Annotated in this window: 5 protein-coding genes; all 5 read left to right on the top strand. The window is 50.4% G+C overall.

What is annotated here, in order from left to right; translation table 11 throughout:
• Positions 1–69 precede the first annotated feature (69 nt).
• From ACWKXT_RS15790 to ACWKXT_RS15770, 5 genes are read left to right on the top strand one after another with little or no spacing between them, the layout of a single operon-like run.
• Positions 70–2,928, top strand: a complete 2,859-nt coding sequence (locus tag ACWKXT_RS15790) for an SNF2-related protein (RefSeq protein ID WP_454532842.1) — start codon at positions 70–72, stop codon at positions 2,926–2,928.
• 2 nt (positions 2,929–2,930) lie between these two features.
• Positions 2,931–7,835 carry a hypothetical protein gene (locus ACWKXT_RS15785; RefSeq protein ID WP_454532841.1) on the top strand — a complete coding sequence of 1,635 codons (4,905 nt, stop codon included), beginning with the start codon at positions 2,931–2,933 and terminating at the stop codon, positions 7,833–7,835.
• 47 nt (positions 7,836–7,882) lie between these two features.
• Positions 7,883–10,843, top strand: a complete 2,961-nt coding sequence (locus ACWKXT_RS15780; RefSeq protein ID WP_454532840.1) for a hypothetical protein — start codon at positions 7,883–7,885, stop codon at positions 10,841–10,843.
• Complete coding sequence (locus tag ACWKXT_RS15775) at positions 10,843–17,184, top strand: DEAD/DEAH box helicase (RefSeq protein ID WP_454532839.1); 6,342 nt, start codon at positions 10,843–10,845, stop codon at positions 17,182–17,184. The genes ACWKXT_RS15780 and ACWKXT_RS15775 overlap by 1 nt, the downstream gene beginning before the upstream one ends.
• Entirely contained in the window at positions 17,181–19,298 is a 2,118-nt protein-coding gene (locus tag ACWKXT_RS15770) for a UvrD-helicase domain-containing protein (protein WP_454532838.1), read from the top strand. The genes ACWKXT_RS15775 and ACWKXT_RS15770 overlap by 4 nt, the downstream gene beginning before the upstream one ends.
• Positions 19,299–19,343: the final 45 nt, after the last annotated feature.

Genomic DNA, 19,343 nt, shown 5'->3' with positions numbered 1-19,343 from the left:
TCGCAGTGTGCAGCGACATATCGCTCGGGATAGTGTTATCACCACTGCCTCATACAGACAGAAAAACCGATGAATAAGCAAAATTATGCACCTGGAATGCGGGTGGTTATTCGTGATGCAGAGTGGCGCATTCGCCGGGCGGATGACAGCGGAGATGGTGGTTACCTGCTGACCTGTGATGGTATTTCGGAGCTGGTACGCGGTAAAGAAGGGCTGTTTCTGACAAAGCTGGAACAAAAAGTCGAGATCCTCGATCCAGCAAAAACAAAACTGGTTGAAGATGAATCAGCCAATTACCAGGCGTCTCAGTTGTACATAGAGAGCCAACTACGCCAACGCGTCCCGACTGACAGCAAAGTCCATTTTGGACATCAGGCTGCGATGGATTCAATGCCATTTCAGCTCGATCCCACTCGCATGGCACTGGCGCAACCGCGCCAGCGGATATTAATTGCTGATGCGGTAGGGCTGGGTAAAACGCTGGAAGCCGGTATCCTGGTTTCAGAGCTGATTCGCCGTGGACGTGGCAAACGCATTCTGGTGCTGGCGGTTAAATCCATGCTTACGCAATTCCAGAAAGAATTCTGGAGCCGTTTTGCTATTCCGTTGACGCGGCTTGACTCCGCTGGTCTACAAAAGGTGCGTAACCGCATCCCAACCAATCACAATCCGTTCCATTATTTCGATAAGACCATTATCTCCATCGATACCCTGAAACAGGACATCGAGTATCGCCATCACCTGGAAAACGCCTGGTGGGATATTATTGTTATCGATGAAGCGCATAATGTCGCTGAACGTGGGACCAGCTCTTTGCGCAGCAAACTGGCAAAATTGCTCGCCGGGCGCAGCGATACGCTGATTATGCTTTCAGCTACGCCGCATGACGGTAAGGCTGAAAGTTTTGCCAGCCTGATGAACATGCTCGACCCGACGGCCATTGCCAATCCGAAAGAGTATGAATACGCCGATTTTGCCGATAAAAATCTGGTTGTGCGTCGCTTCAAAAAAGACGTAAAAGATCAGATGGCTGGCGAGTTTCCGGAACGTAATATCGTCAAATTGATGCGCCCGGCAACCGGAGCTGAAGAGGAAGCCTACCGCCGATTGGTTGAGAGTCAGTTCCGTGACGATGATGATGAAGACTCGCGGTCAAATAAAGGCCGCCTGTTCAAAATTACGCTCGAAAAAGCGTTGTTCTCCAGTCCAATGGCATGTGCCAGCGTGGTGGCTAACCGCCTGAAGCGGCTTGAGAACCGCAAAGAAATAAACAGTCAGAGCCAGATTAACGAATTAGAGTCACTGCTGCTGGCGCTAAATAATATTGATGCCAGTCAGTTCAGCAAGTATCAGTTATTGCTGGAAACCATCCGTAACGATCTCCGCTGGAAAGCGAATAACACAGAAGATCGTTTGGTGATCTTTACCGAGAGTATCAAAACGCTCGAGTTCCTTGAGCAGCAACTGCGTTCCGAACTCAAGCTGAAAGACGATCAAATTGCCACGTTGCGGGGCGATCAGGGCGATACAGTTCTGATGGAAACCGTCGAAGCGTTTGGCAAATCCCAGTCTCCGCTGCGCCTGCTCATCTGCTCGGATGTCGCGTCTGAAGGTATCAACCTGCACCACCTCAGCTATAAAATGATTCACTTCGATATTCCGTGGTCGCTGATGGTATTCCAGCAGCGTAACGGACGTATTGACCGCTATGGGCAAAAACACCAGCCACAGATCCGCTACTTGCTGACTGAAGCCAGCGAACCGCAGATCAACGGTGATATGCGCGTGCTGGAAGTGCTGATCAATAAAGACGAACAGGCGCAGAAGAATATCGGTGACAGCTCAGAATTTACCGGCAAATTTACCCAGGAAGAAGAAGAAGAGCAGGTTGCTGAATTCATGATGCAGGACGATGGCGCCAGCCTGTTCGATGACCTGTTGAATAGCAATGTCGCTGAAAATTCTGAACACGACCTGTTTGGCGAAATCTGCAGCGCAGTGTCCAGCGATGCCTCAACCGTGACCGAAAGCGACATTAGCCTGTTTGATAATGAGCAGGCATACTGCGAAAAAGCGCTGGGCTATCTGAAGGCCAGCGGCCAGACCGTGCAATACGAGACCTTGCCTGATAACACCTTATCGCTGGTCGCACCTGAGGAGTTACGCCGTCGCTTTAACCAGTTACCGCCGGAAATTGCGCCGGAAAACTGGCAGCTTTATCTAAGCCAGGACAAAACCGTTATTACGGAAGCCATTTCGCGTGCGCGAGGTGAGCAACATGCCTGGCCCTATGTGCAGTATCTCTGGCAAATTAACCCGGTTGTGCAGTGGTTAGACGACAAAATTCAGTCCGCATTTGGTCGCCACCAGGCTCCGGTGATGCGCCTGCCACACCTGTTTGAGCCTGATGAAGATCATTTCATCCTTTCCGGGTTGTTCCCGAACCGTAAGTCGCACCCGATGGTGAACCCGTGGCTGGTGGTGAGCTTTAACCGCGAAACCTTAAGCGGTAGCCTGCCTTTTGCTGAGTTCCTGAAACGACATCCGCAACTGAGAAGCAAATTGACTAACAGTGGCGGTAAAGATCGTAGCCACCAGCGTCAGCAGGATCTGCTGGAAGTGGCAATCGCCCATGCGCGGGATGTGTTTGTTCACGATCGAAATGCTTTTGAGGAGCATATCAATCAGCAGCTCAATGAATATCTGCAAAAGCTGGACGTTCTGCGAGGGCGTCAGCTGAGTCAACTGGAGCTGGATTTTGCCGATAATAAACAGCAGCTTTCAGTGAAACAGAACCGCAAAGAACAACGTCAGCGCGAAATCGAACACAATTTTGACAGCTATATCCAATGGATTGAGGACACCATGACCACCGAAAAAGAGCCCTACATCCAGGTTATTGCTGTAATCACCGGAGCGGAGGGCTAATTATGGCGCTGGTCGGTATTAATAACGAAAATGAATTTTACTCCAACCATTATCTGGGCGAAGTCTTTACCAGCGATATTCGCGATGTACTGGAACCCTGGATTGATCAGGAAAATGCCGCTCGCGAAGCTGAACGCGCTGCCCGTGAACAGGGCAAAGAGGTTAAGGCGGGCTACCGCGCGCCGTGGAACCAGCTTAACAGCCTGGCGACAGAGTTTTTCCGTAAACTCACTGAACATGAAAAACAGCGCCAGATCCCGCAGCGTCTGGCCGATCAGCGCAGTCGCTGGCAGCCGCTGTTAAAGGCATTGGGTTATGAACTCAATCCGCACATTCAGATGCTGGATGACGGTACGCCTTTGCCGGTACTGGCTCGTTACAACAGCACCGATGGTAGTCCGTGGCTGTGGATTGTTGAAGCACATGACCAGGAAGAAGGAACGCTGGATCCGCTGGCGCTTTCGCTGCTGACTGCGCAGTTCCCGGCAGATACCGATAAACATAAGCGCGACAGCCTGCGTAAAAAAGCCAACGGTGAATATCGCAGCTGGCTGGATCTGCTCTCCACGGTTGTCTTCACACAAAATGAACCGCCGCGTTTTGTGCTGCTGCTCGGTAACCGCCAGCTGTTATTGCTGGATCGTACTAAGTGGGCGCAAAACCGCCTGCTGCGCTTTGACTTTGAAGAAATTTTAAGCCGTCGTGAAACGGATACGTTGAAAGCGACGTCAGTGTTGCTACACAAAGATTCGCTGTTGCCAGGCAGCGGTGCACCGTACCTCGATTCGCTGGATGACAATTCGCACAAACATGCGTTTGGCGTGTCGGAAGATCTGAAATATGCCCTGCGTGAGAGCATTGAGCTGTTGGGCAATGAAGCGATGCGTTATCTCATCGACAACGAGCTGGCTTATTATACCGGGAAACGAGCTATTAACCCGGATGAGTTGAGCCGCGAATGCCTGCGGTATATGTATCGTCTGTTGTTCCTGTTCTATATCGAAGCGCGCCCGGAACTGGGCTATGCGCCGATGACCGCCAAAACCTATCTGCAGGGCTACAGCCTGGAAACGCTGCGCGATCTGGAGATGATCCCGCTGGCTAGCGAAGAAGATCGCAATGGGCGTTACTTCCACGATAGTCTGAATATGCTGTTCAAGCTGGTGCGTGACGGCTATAGCGGAGGCGTGAAAATGCAGAGCGACCTGGAGAGCGGCGACCAGATCACTATTCACAGCCATCAGTTCAGCGTGCCGCGTCTGGAAAGCCATCTGTTTGACGCGAATAACACCCGCATTCTTAACCGCGTGGTGTTTCGCAACGAAACCCTGCAACAAATTATTCAGGCGATGTCGTTAAGCCGCCCGGGTAAAGGACGTTTTAACCGTCGGGGGCGTATATCCTATCGCCAGCTGGGTATTAACCAGTTAGGTGCAGTGTATGAAGCGCTGCTCTCCTACCGCGGATTCTTTGCCAGCGACGATCTCTACGAGGTGAAGAAAGCCGGAGAAGAGTTTAATGAGCTTGAGACGGGTTATTTCGTCAGCAAAGACGAGATCGGCAAATACCACGACGATGAGAAGGTATACGAAAAAGACGGCAGCCTGCGTATTCACCGTAAAGGCAGTTTTATCTATCGCATGGCCGGGCGCGACCGCGAAAAATCCGCCTCTTACTACACCCCGGAAGTGTTGACTCGCTCATTAGTCAAATATGCCCTGAAAGAGCTGTTTAAAGAGCAGATTGATCCGATTACCGATCTGCACGCCAAAGCCGACGCAATATTAAACCTCACCGTGTGCGAACCGGCGATGGGCAGCGCAGCGTTCCTTAACGAAGCCATCAACCAGCTGGCGGAAGCTTACCTGTTCCACAAACAGCAGGCGGAAGGTCGCCGCATTCCTCAGGATCGCTACACCCAGGAGCTGCAACGGGTGAAAATGTACATTGCCGACAACAACGTATTCGGCGTGGACTTAAACCCGGTGGCGGTGGAGCTGGCGGAAGTGTCGCTGTGGCTGAACGCCATCAGCGGCGATGCATTTGTACCGTGGTTTGGCTACCAGCTGCACTGCGGCAACTCGCTGGTTGGCGCACGCCGTCAGGTCTTCAACAAGAGCGAGCTGACCTACAAAAAAGCGAAAGATCCGAGCTGGCTTAACAGCGAGCCAGCCGAGCTGGCGATGAATATTCCACGCGAAGAGAAGCAGATTTTCCACTTCCTGCTACCGGACAGCGGCATGGCCAACTACAGCGACAAAACCGTTAAGCAGCGCTATCCGGATGATTTCAAAGCGCTGGACAGCTGGCGCAAAGAGTTTACTAAAAGCTTTGCTCCACATGAGATTGTTGATGTGCAGCGCATCAGCGGCAAAGTGGAAGCGCTCTGGAACACGTTCCGTCAGCAGCTGAAAGCCGAGCGTCAGAAAACCGCCGACAATTACCCGGTATGGCCTGCGGAAAATACGGCTCAAGTTCGCTCTTCTTTAAGCAGCAAAGATGAAACCTTCAGCGGTCGCCTCGAAGATAACAGTACTTATCAGAAACTGCGCTGGGTGATGGACTACTGGTGCGCGCTGTGGTTCTGGCCGATCGACAAAGCGGACGAACTGCCGGACCGCGGTATGTGGCTGATGGAGATGGAGACTCTGCTCGACGGTATTGTCGTCACGGAAAGAGTGATAGAAAGTACAGAACAGGCTACCGGCGATCTGTTTGCCGACGAGGGCGTTGTGCGTGAAGAGTCTTCGCTGTTTTCTGGCGTCGGTCGCCTGAAAACTGATGTGCTGTTCCGCCATTTGCCGCGTCTGGCGATTGTTGATGTGCTGAAGAAGCAGCACCGTTTTTTCCATTGGGATCTGGAATTCTGCGATCTGTTCGCCGAGCGCGGCGGCTTTGACCTGATGCTCGGAAACCCGCCGTGGTTGAAAGTAGAATGGCAGGAAGCGGGTGTGCTGGGCGACTACGAGCCGGAGTTTGTGCTGCGTAAGCTGAGCGCCTCGAAGCTGGCGACGTTGCGTATGGATACCTTTAACCAGATTCCGGCACTGGAAGATGCATGGCGCAGTGAGTATGAGGGCTGCGAAGGGATGCAGAACTTCCTGAATGCGCAGCAGAACTACCCTGTACTGCGCGGTGTGCAGACTAATCTGTATAAATGCTTCCTGCCGCAGGCATGGCGCTTAGGGGCGCAGAAAGGTGTGGCTGGATTCCTGCACCCGGAAGGGATTTATGATGACCCGAAAGGTGGGCAGCTGCGTGCGTCGGTATATCTGAGGCTGAGGGCGCACTTTCAGTTTCAGAATCAGCATATGCTTTTCCCAATTGGTCACAGGGTTAAATTCAGCATTAATATTTATACGGCTTCATCGAATCAATCTGTCGGTTTTATCAATATTGCTAACCTTTTCTCAGCCAAAACGATCGAGCTTTGCTTTGCTCATGATGGTTCCGGTGAAGTTGGTGGCATTAAGGATGATGAAACAGGTTCATGGAATGAATCGGGGCATCAAAGCCGTATTTTAACTGTCGGGATGGAACGGCTCGCTCTATTTGCCAGTCTTTATGATGAAGAGGGGACGCCAGCTCTTGAGGCCCGACTTCCTGCGCTTCATGCTGAACCGCTTGTTTCTGTACTTGATAAATTTGCAGTGCAGCCCAAACGGTTAGGGGATTTGCAGGGACAATATCTGTCTCTTGAAATGTGGCATGAAACAAATCAACAAAGTGATGGCACCATTGAGCGGCGTACCCAATTCCCGGAGGATGCTGCACAATGGATTCTATCTGGGCCACATTTCTATGTCGGAACGCCGCTTTATAAAACACCGCGAGAGATTTGCACCGAGAAAGGACATTATGACTGCCTCGATCTGCTAACTCTGCCTGATGACTATCTGCCGCGCACTAACTACATTCCGGCTTGTGATGCACAGGAGTATGCAAAGCGCACCCCACGGGTTTCGTGGACTGAACCGGGTGAAGATGAACCGAGAAAGGTGACAGATTATTATCGTTTTGTTGCTCGCTCAATGCTCAGTCAAGCGGGTGAACGAACCTTGATTCCTGCTATATTCCCGGCCGGTGTTGCCCATATCGATCCATGTTTCAGCATCACATTTAATGAAGTAGAAACTTTATTATCTTTTACTGGTCAATCAATGTCGATTTGCCACGACTTTTTGATAAAAAGCACAGGAAACCCTCGGTTCAGGGAAAATTTGGCAAGATATTTACCTATTGTTGAAAAATATAAAACCAAAATTCAAATACGAGCACTCTGTTTGGTTTCACTCACTAATAATTACAAGCAGTTGTGGGATAGTGCTGATTTAAAACTGGCAATGCACCAGCGTTGGAGCCGCGATCTCCCGCAGCTCCCCCAGGATTTCTTCGCCAATCTGACCTCAGAGTGGCAGCGTGACTGCGCTTTACGCTCTGACTACAGCCGTCGTCAAGCGCTGGTGGAAATCGACGTGCTTGTGGCACAGGCACTAGGTTTAACCCTCAAAGAACTGCTGACTATATATCGCGTTCAGTTCCCGGTGATGCGCCAGTACGAAGCGGACACCTGGTACGATCAAAACGGCCGCATTATTTTTACCCCAAGCAAAGGGCTGGTGGGCGTCGGCCTGCCGCGTACCGCGCGTAAAGCGGACCTGAAAAACGGTTTTGTCTTTAACGTCGACAGCCCAGACTGGACCGGCGGCGATTGCACCGATCAAGCCATCGGCTGGGATGATGTCAAGCATCTGCAAACCGGTACCGTCAGCGTCACTTTTGATGACTATACCCGCAGCGATGAAGGTGAGCGCCGAACCGTCACCTGGCTGGCACCTTTTATCAAACCTGACCGTGAAGACGACTATAAAGTTGCCTGGTCATTCTTTTCTGAACATATCAATTAATGTATCAGGCGTAGCCCTACGAGCTACGCCCTTTTCAGGACGTTTACATGGCGATATACCGGTTACCTGAGCAGTTGGATCAACTCTCTGACGAACAATCTTCCGAGCGACATAGCGTTGTAAAAACGGAACTGGATGCACTCGATGAAGTAATTAGTTATGCAGAAGAGCGTCGTCGCTCCGCAAGTGCGTTTCAACGAAGAGGCTACGAAGAGCTTTATCGCTATGGATTCGGGAAAACCGTCGTTATCGACACTCAACATGCGGGACGCCAGATATTGCGCACCTCGCTCGCGACCTGTGATTACGCCAGCACTACGTTAGGATATGCGACACCCGGCTCGCCAAAGGGACATTTATGTCGGATTGCCCGGCCTGGACAGGAATTTGAAAGCGAACAATGGGGGCGATATACCATTGTCGAAATCCGCAATTTCGCTCGTTTTAGCGGTATTGAAGCGGTACAGAACATCAAGAATTTTCAGGTCATGGAATCAACGTCAATTGCGGGAAAAGGTAAACAGGGTCTCCAGAGCATCGTCAATAATCTGAAGCTCTCGTTGCAGCGTTGGTATCGGCCAAAACATCCGCAGGCCGTGGTGACGGATATGGCATTGTCACCGCTACTCGAAAACACTCCCGCCGACACTATCGAGCAGGAATCAGAAAATTGGTTGGATTTTGCGACTGGACAAGATTATGAGTTGTTCCAGGATGATGCCGAAGAGCAATTAAATCACTACGATATTTATGGTCGCAGTGATGATGACCGTGATGATTATATTGGGCTGAGCAACTATTTCTTTCTTAACCCGACAGAAGAACAGCTCAGCGTTATGACTGGCGCGACCACTACGGGCCCCATGCTTGTTGAAGGCGTCGCCGGGTCAGGAAAAACCTGTGTCGCACTTGGGCGTGCGAAAACGCTATGCGACTTAGCCCGTACCCCCGATGAAGAACGGTTTAATGCTGACTTTTTAGATGAAAGCAGTGTGGGATTTGTACGAACGGGAGAGCTGGTAAACTATCTGAAGGCTTCCTGCCAGTCGCTGAGCATCGATAAACTACCGATAGAAGAGTACCGTTCATTAGTTTATCGGCTTAACAATGTACGCCAGCTTGAGCAGCGCTCTATGTCGACCAGCGCGGAAGGGCAGAAAGTGACTCGCGCTAAGTATACGAATGTCTCAGAAAATCTTTCCTATGATTTCTCTGCTGAAACAACCATGAACTGGCTTCATGCGTCAGCGCAAGCGATCGGCGCTCTTCTTCAGCTTGAACTGCAAAAACAACTGGCCTCACTAAACATCCCCGCTGAGCTACTCAAAGCGCGTTTCCTGGCAGAAACTAAAGCTGGAAATGCCTTACTGGAGCTCGTGAAACGGAGCCTGGCGTCAGATTATGCTTCTCTTTTCAATCAGCTCTCCGGGCATTCTGGCGACGCTTTTGCACTGGATAACCTTCTGAGCCGGTTGGTCAATGTACATGAGCGGATCGAACGTGATTTGTTTGATAAGAATACGCTCTGGATGCATCCGTCTGAAGAAAAATGGCTGATTGTTAAAGAGGCTAAAGCGGCAGTTACAACTCTCCGTGAAATGAGCGTGGTATTAGTCGTTGTCGAGCGGGTCCGTGATGAGAACGACCGAATCCGCCGGAAGGCGACGGAAATATTGATTGAAACATACACCGATTTGCTCAACATTTTTGCGCAAAACGGCATCGTGCGAAGCAAAGATGGTCTGAGCGTTTATGTCGCTGAAGATGCAGAGATTATTTGGGAATGTCGCACTGAGCTTAAACTGGTGTGTGATATTCCATCGGTGGTGAATAGCATCAAAATCACGTGGGCGAAAGATTTTGACGCGGTCAACATCCATCTTATCAACCACAAACTGTTTGGCATTAATCAGAAACGCATTTTTTCTTTGTCTGAGCCGAACCCCTTTGTACGCAAAATTGAAGTGGGTGAAGAGAAAACGCAAACCTCTCTCGCAGTACGGCTTCGCTCTCAGATGCAACGGATTTATAGCTCGTGGCAGTATGCCGATCTCTATCGGGATGCATTGCTCTCCTTCCCGCAATACTGGCAGGACTACCCGCATGTGAGTCAGGCGTCAGAACGTCTGAAAGCGAAATTACTGGCAGATCATGACAAAGATATTCTGTTAGCGCTTGCTCAAATCATAACGCGCGGTGCGCAATCCAGTCGGCTTCCTCCGCGTTTGCAGGAGCAGCCTTGGTATCCTTCTGTTTTTATTGATGAAGTTCAGGATTTTACAGAAGTGCAGGTTTTCCTGATGGCTCAACAGGCCGATCCGAAATATCACGCGGTAACGCTAGTGGGGGATATGCATCAGCAGCTAGGTCGTGGGAATGTGCACGATCTTGACGCCTGTTTCCCTTACCATTCTTTGACAAAGTTTCTGCTAAGAGAAAATAAAAGACAGGAACGAGAGCCACAGCTGGCGGCGACGTCGATGCTCTTTCGCGCGTTAGTTCAGAACGATAGTCGCCTGCAGGAGTCGGCAGAACAGCTCTCTCTCTGGCAAGAACAAGCGCAAAACGGGACAAATAAAAAATTCATCAACCAGCCTTTCGATAACATTGATGCTGAATTGGTCGATCTCATTAGTGAACAACCTCATGGGCGGACTATTGCTGTTATCTGTCCAGACCTGGCCCTGGCCCGGAAACTGGAGGAGCGTGTACGCAATGATTTGATTCAGAAGTCCTCAAGGACTCCGCGCGTTGCAGAACAAATTGATCTCGCCCAAAAGTATCAGATTCATTTCTCCTGTGCTGAGAATGTCAAAGGCCTGGAGTTTGACACCATGATTTATGTTGGGCTTGAGAAAATAGACTGGGCAAATCCACAAGAGCTCAACAAAGTATATGTAACGATATCAAGGCCAAGGAAGCGGCTGATTATGTTTGGTAATTACTATGATTTACCCGACACTGTCGCAACATGTTTACTTACTTATTCTGAACGCAGGAGCGCCTGATGTTGCCTTCCGTTGTTAGTCGGCAGGTTGCCGACAGCGTTGCTTCCTTTTTACGGGCTGCCTTTCCGCTTAACAGCCCGCTGTTTAATGGTGAAGAAAACAATAACGTCTCTATGCTGGAGCAATTTCTGTCCCAGCCGGAAACGCTGCTGAAAGGGCCATATCTTTCCGCTCAGCTGCCGTTTCGTAAAAGTGACTTATCGCTGAATTTCTTTCCCAACCTGACGCTGCCGTTCCCGCCGCACGCGCATCAGGCGCAGGCATTTCAGCGCCTGGGTATCGAGACGCCTCAGCCGACGCTGGTGGCGACCGGGACGGGTTCCGGTAAAACGGAATGTTTTATGTTCCCGCTGCTTAACCATTGTGCTGGGGCATCAGAGGCCGGTGTTAAAGCGATCATCATTTATCCAATGAACGCCCTGGCAACCGATCAGGCCAGCCGTTTCGCCAAAACTATCGCCAGCGATTCGCAGTTGCATGGCAAAGTAACCGTCGGTCTGTTTGTCGGCGACAGTGAAATCGAACCCAGCAAAAAGATGTCTGCAGATAAAGTTATCACCTGCAAACATACCCTGCGTGAGAACCCGCCGGATATCCTGCTGACCAACTATAAGATGCTGGATTACCTGCTGATGCGCCCCGGCGATCAGAAGCTCTGGCGCTATAACCAGCCAGGGTCGCTGCGTTATCTGGTGGTGGATGAACTGCATACGTTTGATGGTGCGCAGGGGTCGGATTTGGCCTGTCTGGTACGCCGCTTAAAGCATCATATCGGTGTCGATGACAAGCGTTTTGCCTGCGTGGGGACGTCGGCTACTGTAGGTGACGAACTGGGACAACTACTCGATTATGCGAAAACGATCTTTGATCAGCCGTTTGGTGATGACGCGGTTATTCGCGAAGATCGCTACACGGCGGCAGAGTATCTGCAAGGTTATACCATCGAGTACAGTCAGTATCCGGGCCAGGATGTCGGCGCTGCGCTGGATCCGCAAACGTACGCCAGCCCGGTAGACTATCTGAACGGACAAATTCCGCTGTGGTTCCCGGATAGTTCGCTGCAATTACCTGCCGATCTGGACAGCGATCTCGGACGTGAAAAGCGTATTGAATTGGGCTCATTGTTACGTCGCCACAGCATCCTGCACGTACTCCTTGAGGATTTGCAGGGGGGGATTTTGTCGGAACAGCAGTGCCTGGAAAATCTCCAGGTGATGCTGGCGGAAAGCGCCGGGCATGCGACCCGCGTGCTGCAAAGCATTCTGTCACTGATTGCCCAGGCGCGCCTGGACGTTCCAGAAAAACAGGAAGATCGGGAAAAGCGCCTGCAGGCGAATAAAGCGCGTCCCGTTCTGCCCTTTGTGCAACTTCGTTCTCAGCTGTGGTTGCGCGAGATGCGCCGCCTGGTCGCCAGCGTGTCAAAAACACCTGAGCTTGTTTTTGCTGATGATGTCGCGGTGGAAGATCGTGAGCATTATCTTCCCGTTATTCACTGTCGTGACTGCCATGCTACCGGGTGGGCGAGCCTGCGCCATGGTCAGAGCGTTCAACTCGAAACCGATCTGGACGGTATTTATCGTCAGTTCTTCGAAAAAGGCCGTTCTATTGTACTGGCCTTCCCGGATAACAACGATAAACCTGTCAGCGGTGTTCACCAGAAACTGTGCCCTTCCTGTTTAAAGCTCAATAAGCAATCTAACGTGCAGTGCGGGCATTGTGGCCATACTGGTCTGCTACAAGTACTTATCCCGGATATGCTCAAAGAGCGTAAGGATGAGCTGGGATTTGCCAACGAATGCCCGTACTGCAACAGCAAACAGGGTATTTCGATTCTTGGGTCACAGGCAGCCAGCCTGTCGGCGGTGATGATCCATCAGCTTTATGGCAGCCAGTTCAACGAACATAAAAAGCTGATTACGTTTTCTGACTCGGTACAGGATGCCGCACACCGCGCCAGTTTCTTTACCGCCCGAACCTGGCCGTTGATGGTACGCGGACAAATCGCCAGTGTGTTGGGTGAAAAAGAAACGTTACCGTTGGATGCCTTTGCGGCACGCGTCTGCCAGCAGACGCGTGAACGTTCACCGGATGACGCTCATTTTGCCGCGAGCTTCATTGCGCCCAACATGCAGTGGATAAACGATTATCTGACGCTGAAAAACGAAGGCCAGCTGGCAGAGAGTTCCGATTTACCGGAGCTGGTTTCGCTTCGTCTCGACTGGGAGGTATACAGCGAATTTACCCTACGCGCACGAATTGGCCGTACGCTGGAGGCCACCGGTTACGCAGCGGCAGGAATTGATATTGCACGTTTCAATTCAGCGATAACGGCGCTTCACCAACAGCTTGTCGAAGAGCTGGGTGATGAAATGGTTGGGGTTAGCGTTGAGCAGGTGGCACACCTGGTGATTGGCGTTCTTTGGCATCAGCGGCAGGCGGGAGCTGTTCTGCATCCGGCGTTCGAAAGTTATCGGCGTGAGGGTAAGACCTTTATGATGACGCAGAAGGAGCGAACTTCGCGCTATATGCCGTCTATTGGCCCGAAAACGCGTAAACCTGCCTATGCATCATTTGAAAAAATAAATGGCTTCCATCGCTTGATTGGCGCGAAATCTAACCCCAGCTGGTATCAGCATTGGATCAACCGCACGCTCAGCAACGGCAATAATCTGTTTATCAGCAGCCTGGCCGAGACGGTTTTACGATGTCTGTTTGCGACACTGAAAATGGCCGGGTTGGTAAAAGACTTCGACACAAAAGGTAAAGAAGCTTGGGGGCTAGTACCTTCAGCCCTAGTGGTGAGCCGTGATGTTGTTCAGCTAAATTGCTCTTGCTGTCGTGAGGTTGTTCGGGCACCGGCCGATCAGGGGTGGCACTGGCGAAACGCGCCATGTCTTTCTCTGCGCTGCGAAGGTCGCTATCAGGAAGTTGAAAATATGATGACCTGGCGCTGGGATAATATGGACATCGCGCGTGTTCAGGGCGCAGAACATACCGGATTACTGAGTCGTGAAGATCGTGAGGCTACGGAACAATCGTTCTACCGCGGTAATCAGCCATGGAATATCAACCTGCTTTCGGCAACACCGACGCTGGAGATGGGTATCGATGTGGGTGACCTTTCTACGGTATTACTTTGTTCTGTTCCACCCGCACAGGCTAATTACTTACAGCGTATTGGTCGTGCCGGGCGTAAAGATGGCAATGCATTTAATATCACGGTGGCTGAGGGTAACCCGCACGATCAGTTCTTCTTTGAAGAGCCTCTTGAGATGATGCAAGGGCAGGTTCAGGCTCCTGGTGTGTTCCTGAACGCAACGGCTATCCTGGAGCGTCAGCTGGCCGCATTCTGCATGGACAACTGGGTGAAAACCGGCGTCCCGGCATCTGCTATCAGTAAAAACGTGAAGCAGATGCTGGACGAGCTGGAGTTTGGACACAAGTCTGGGTTCCCTTATAACTTCCTGCGTTATATTGATCAGCATCATGTGTATATTGCTCAGCAGTTCTCGTCCATCTTCCCTGATCTTACGGAAGACACTCGTCTACAGTTACTGTCATATTTGCAAGGGGCACCAGGGCAGCGTTCTCTGGTTCAACGTATCGAACAAGCATTAAAACTGCTGGTGGAAGATCGCAAATCGTTGCGGTCCCGGATTGATAAACTCAAGCGCAGTATCGACAAGCTGGAGAGCGACCCGCACGATCAAAACTTTGACAGCGATATGCGCGAGTTGACTTCGGAACGTCAGGCGCTAATGACGCTGGTGAACCAGATCAATAACAAGCAAACGCTTAATTTCCTCACCGATGAAGGATTACTTCCCAACTATGCCTTCCCGGAGGCCGGTATTACGCTGCGTTCTGTGCTGTGGCGGCGCAAGGACGGTGGGGAGACGCGTGAGTATCAGAACACGACCTACGAATACGAACGTCCGGCATCAACGGCGCTGGCCGAACTGGCCCCGTTGAATAACTTCTATGCAGGCGGGCATAAAGTTGAAATCGAACAGATTGACCTTAAAGTGTCTGAGCCTGAAAACTGGCGTATTTGCAGCCACTGTAATTACAGCGAGAATATCGATCAGACCGGCGATCAGCATAAATACTGCCCAAAATGCGGCACACCGGGTTGGGCTGATGCCGGGCAAAAAACGACGTTACTGAAGCTTCGCCAGGTTTATGCCCGCTCAAGCGCCCGTGACAGCCAGATCAGTGATGAGAGCGATAGCCGAGAACCGGCATTCTTCCAGCGACAGCTGCTGGTCAGCTTCGAAAAAGAGGATGTATCGGCCGCTTATGCCATTGATGAAGGAGAAGTCCCGTTTGGCTTTGAGTTTTTGAGCAAAGTGACTCTGCGAGATATCAACTTTGGCAAAATGGCGGATGATGCCAATGAGCTGATGATCGCAGGAGAGGCAAAGAAACGCACCGGGTTTAAAGTTTGCCTCGGCTGCGGCATGGTGCAGCGTCCTCGAGATCATGAACCACGCCATGACCTGAGCTGTAAATATCGCGTTGAACCCGAAAAAGCGAAGTTTGAAGATTATCTCTACCTCTATCGCCAACTGGAATCTGAGGCATTGCGTATCCTGCTGCCGGTAACCAGCTACAGTAACGATCGCGTGGTGGAAGCCTCCCTGGGGGCAGCCATTCAGCTTGGGCTTAAACATTACTTCAAAGGTAATGTGGATCACCTGAAAGGCGTGGTGTATCGGGAGCCGGAAAATGAAGGCGAATCCTGGCGTCAGTATCTGGTGATTTACGACACCGTACCTGGGGGGACCGGCTCACTCAAAGAATTGATGCGTACACCTGACAATCTGCTGAAATTACTTGAGCTGGCCTACAAGGCGCTAGTGGAATGCAGCTGCAACCATGATACGCATAAAGACGGCTGCTATCGCTGTGTTTATGCTTACCGTGACCGCGGGCGTATGAAGTATGTATCAAGAGATCAGGCGCGTCTCTTACTGGCGAAAATCCTGAAGGCCAGTGCTTCTATACGCGTTATTGATTCCATCAAAAACATTTCGCTTGATGCAATGATGGGGAGTGAACTGGAAAAACGGTTCATTCACTGCCTGAAGGATAATAAAAATCTTATTGTGAGCCGGAGTTATGCCCATCAGAACGCAGGCTGGATTATTAATACCCGTATAGAACCAGCGATGAGCTGGCATCTCAAAGCACAAGTTGATTTAGGCGTTAAAGATGGGGTAGGTATCCTCAGCCGACCAGATTATGTGCTCTACCCCCTAATGCTGTCAGAGAAGATAAAACCGGTAGCAATTTTCCTGGATGGTTTTGCATTCCATAAGGATAGCGTGTGGGATGATGTCCAAAAACGGCAGGCAATTAAAGACAGCGGGAATTTTTGGGTATGGACAGTGACATGGGCAGACCTTCAAGAACAAGGACTGAAACATGTTCAGGATGTCATGGGGCTTGGGCATAACCCGGATATGAAACAGCCTAAGTTTTATAACCCGTTCCATGATACAAACTTTGCGACGCTTGAAGGTTCATTCAGGGAGAGAAACAGTTTTGCACTGCTACTCGATTATCTCTCTGATCCCGGTAATAAAACTCTACTATGGCAGAAAATGGCCGCTGCCTATGCTTGGGTGTGGCTGGATCCTAAAAAGTCGCAGGATACCGGAGCCAAACAAAAGTATGCCTATGAAATGCAGGAGAACGCTCCCGCTTATCGGTTGAATGCACTTTTGCCTGATGAACCTTTTGTATTTGGTGGTTTACTGGATAGCTGTAGTTCATCACAACAGTTCATTGAGCTGGCAGCTGTTGTACCGCAACAAGCCATTAAATCAACGACAAGCATTGAACAAATGCGAAATTGGTTGAGGCTGCATATTTGCTTTGACGATCGTTATTCCCAGGATGATGGCTATGAAGCAGGATTTAACGGTTTCTGGCGGATGGTGAATTTACTGCAGTTCTTGCCAGATATGACGTTTACCAGTCGTAAAGCGGTTAACTCACCGCAAGAGTCTGGAGCGGCCAAAATTGAGACGACGGTGGTAGCAGAGATTCAGTCTGATGAGAGCTGGGCGGAGATAATTGAGTTCGGTTTATTGAGTACAGAAGAAATCGCTTTGCTTCAGTCATTATCGCTACCTGCACCGACAGTCGGATATGAATTGCAGGATGACGATGGCGAAATTATTGCAGAAGCCGATCTCGCCTGGCCATTACAAAAACAAGCCTTGATTATCGATAATCAGGAGTTTACTGCTTTATTCGAAAGTAAGGGTTGGCACGTTGCATTCGGGCCAATTGACGAAAACACATTGCAGCATCTGTCCGGAGGTGACAAATGACGATTCCAACGCCAAAGGTGGCACTTTCTGATGGCTTTCTGGGGGCTTTTGCGCGGATTCCTAAAGCGCAGCAAAAAAAAGTCCAGGAATTCATCTCCAAGTTCCGCCAGGATCCGACGAGTAATGGGCTGAACTACGAAAAAATCCATGATGCGCGCAGCAATAACGTGCATTCCGTTCGTATTGACCAAACCTACCGGGGGATCGTCCTGAAACCTGCGCAGGGTGCTCTGTATATGCTGATGTGGGTGGATAAGCACGACGAAGCCTACGACTGGGCGCGGCGACACGAATGTGCGATTCACCCGGTAACCGGTGCGATTCAGGTGATTGATACCAGCTATATCAAACCTACCCCCGAGCCGACTGTTGTTGATAAACCCAAACTCTTTGCTGCTTATACGGCAGAGCAGATCCTCGCGCTCGGAGTTCCTCCTGTGTTTATTGAGCAGGTAATGGCTCTTGTAGATACAGCAGGGCTGAATCAGCTAGAAAGTGTGATGCCAGCGGAAGCCTGGGAACCCCTACACTGGCTGGAAGAAGGGCTGGATTATCAGGAGGTTCTGGAGGAATTCAACGATCATCGTAATGCGCTCGTTGATACCAATGACTTTAGCGAGGCAATTGAACGTAGTAAGCGTCGTTTCTATGTTGTTGAGAATGAACAAGAGTTACTACAGATGCTCAATGCGCCGCTAGAAAAATGGCGTGTTTTCTTGCATCCAAGCCAGAGAAAATTGATTGAGTCCCCGGCGAATGGTCCAGTACGCGTATTAGGCGGGGCGGGGACCGGTAAAACTGTTGTTGCGATGCACCGTGCCAGATGGCTGGCTCAACGGCTTGCAGATAAACCGGGTAAGAAAGTTCTTTTCACTACCTTTACCCGTAACCTCGCGGCAGATATCCGTGCCAACCTCCAGCGCTTATGTACCCGTGAAGAAATGGCGCGGATCGAGGTGGTCAACATTGATGCATGGATGAATGAGCAGCTTAAACGCCACGGATATGATTTCCGCGTGGTGTATGACTTTGATGAAGGTCGGCGTAAATGTTGGAATTATGCGTTGCAACAAGTCCCTGCAGACTTAGGGCTCCCGGATAATTTTTACTTAGAAGAGTGGCAACGTGTCGTTCAACCGAATGCGGTATATAGCCGTGATGATTATCTTAAAGTAAGTCGTATTGGTCGTGGCACGGCGTTATCACGTATTCAGCGTGCGAAAATCTGGCCTGTGTTCGAAGAGTTCCGGGCACAAATGGCGCGTGCCAAACTGCGAGAAATGGGTGATGCCATGCATGAGGCTATTATTCTGTTTAGAGAAAAACAGGTGCAATTGCCTTATAGCAGTATCGTAGTTGATGAAGCTCAGGATATAGGCGCTCCGGCCTTTACTCTTATTCGTAGCTTGGTCCCAGAGTCTCCTAACGATCTCTTTATCGTGGGGGATGGACATCAGCGTATTTACCGCAATAAAGTCGTTCTCGGCCAGTGTGGGATTAACGTTCGCGGGCGTCGTAGTAAAAAACTGAAAATCAACTACCGGACTACAGAAGAGACGCGACAGTTTGCTGTCGGGTTGTTAACCGGAGTTAAGGTTGACAACCTGGATGGTGAAGCGGATGCCAGCAATGATTATTTGTCATTGCTTCATGGTGAAAAACCCATCATCACTTATGCTCCAGATTTTAAAGATGAGGCAGCGACGATTATCAAGCAAATTCAGGCGTTATTAGCCAATGATGTCCGCTCTCAGGATATCTGCGTTACCGCTCGTACCAGACATGGTTACGAACGCTACGCTGCAGCGCTCAATGATTCTGGCATTGATACGTTCACTTTGACTAACGATAGTGGTGATAATGATCAACGTCCCGGGATACGTATGGCAACCATGCATCGTATAAAAGGGCTTGAGTTCCAGTATGTCTTCCTGGCGGGGATTAATGACGGAGTGGTTCCTGAAGAGAAAGCCATTGCATCCGATGATCCTGTTGAACAGCGTGATGCATTGTTTAATGAAAGGGCATTACTCCATGTGGCGGCCACTCGTGCGATTAAGGGACTTTTTGTCTCTTCATCCGGTGTGCCGAGTAAACTGTTAAGCGTGCAATAGCATCATTTATTAAATTTTAGTTTCTAGCTGACTTCTGTGCGGGGA

Source organism: Enterobacter sp. UPMP701, from assembly GCF_053709515.1.
Note: the sequence above shows the minus strand (reverse complement) of the source record. Positions and strands in the feature narration are given on the sequence as shown.

Bases quoted from the DNA above. Each gene is read 5' to 3' on its own strand.
- ACWKXT_RS15775 (WP_454532839.1), top strand. From the start codon at position 10,843: ATGTTGCCTTCCGTTGTTAGTCGGCAGGTTGCCGACAGCGTTGCTTCC.
- ACWKXT_RS15790 (WP_454532842.1), top strand. From the start codon at position 70: ATGAATAAGCAAAATTATGCACCTGGAATGCGGGTGGTTATTCGTGAT.
- ACWKXT_RS15770 (WP_454532838.1), top strand. From the start codon at position 17,181: ATGACGATTCCAACGCCAAAGGTGGCACTTTCTGATGGCTTTCTGGGG.
- ACWKXT_RS15780 (WP_454532840.1), top strand. From the start codon at position 7,883: ATGGCGATATACCGGTTACCTGAGCAGTTGGATCAACTCTCTGACGAA.
- ACWKXT_RS15785 (WP_454532841.1), top strand. From the start codon at position 2,931: ATGGCGCTGGTCGGTATTAATAACGAAAATGAATTTTACTCCAACCAT.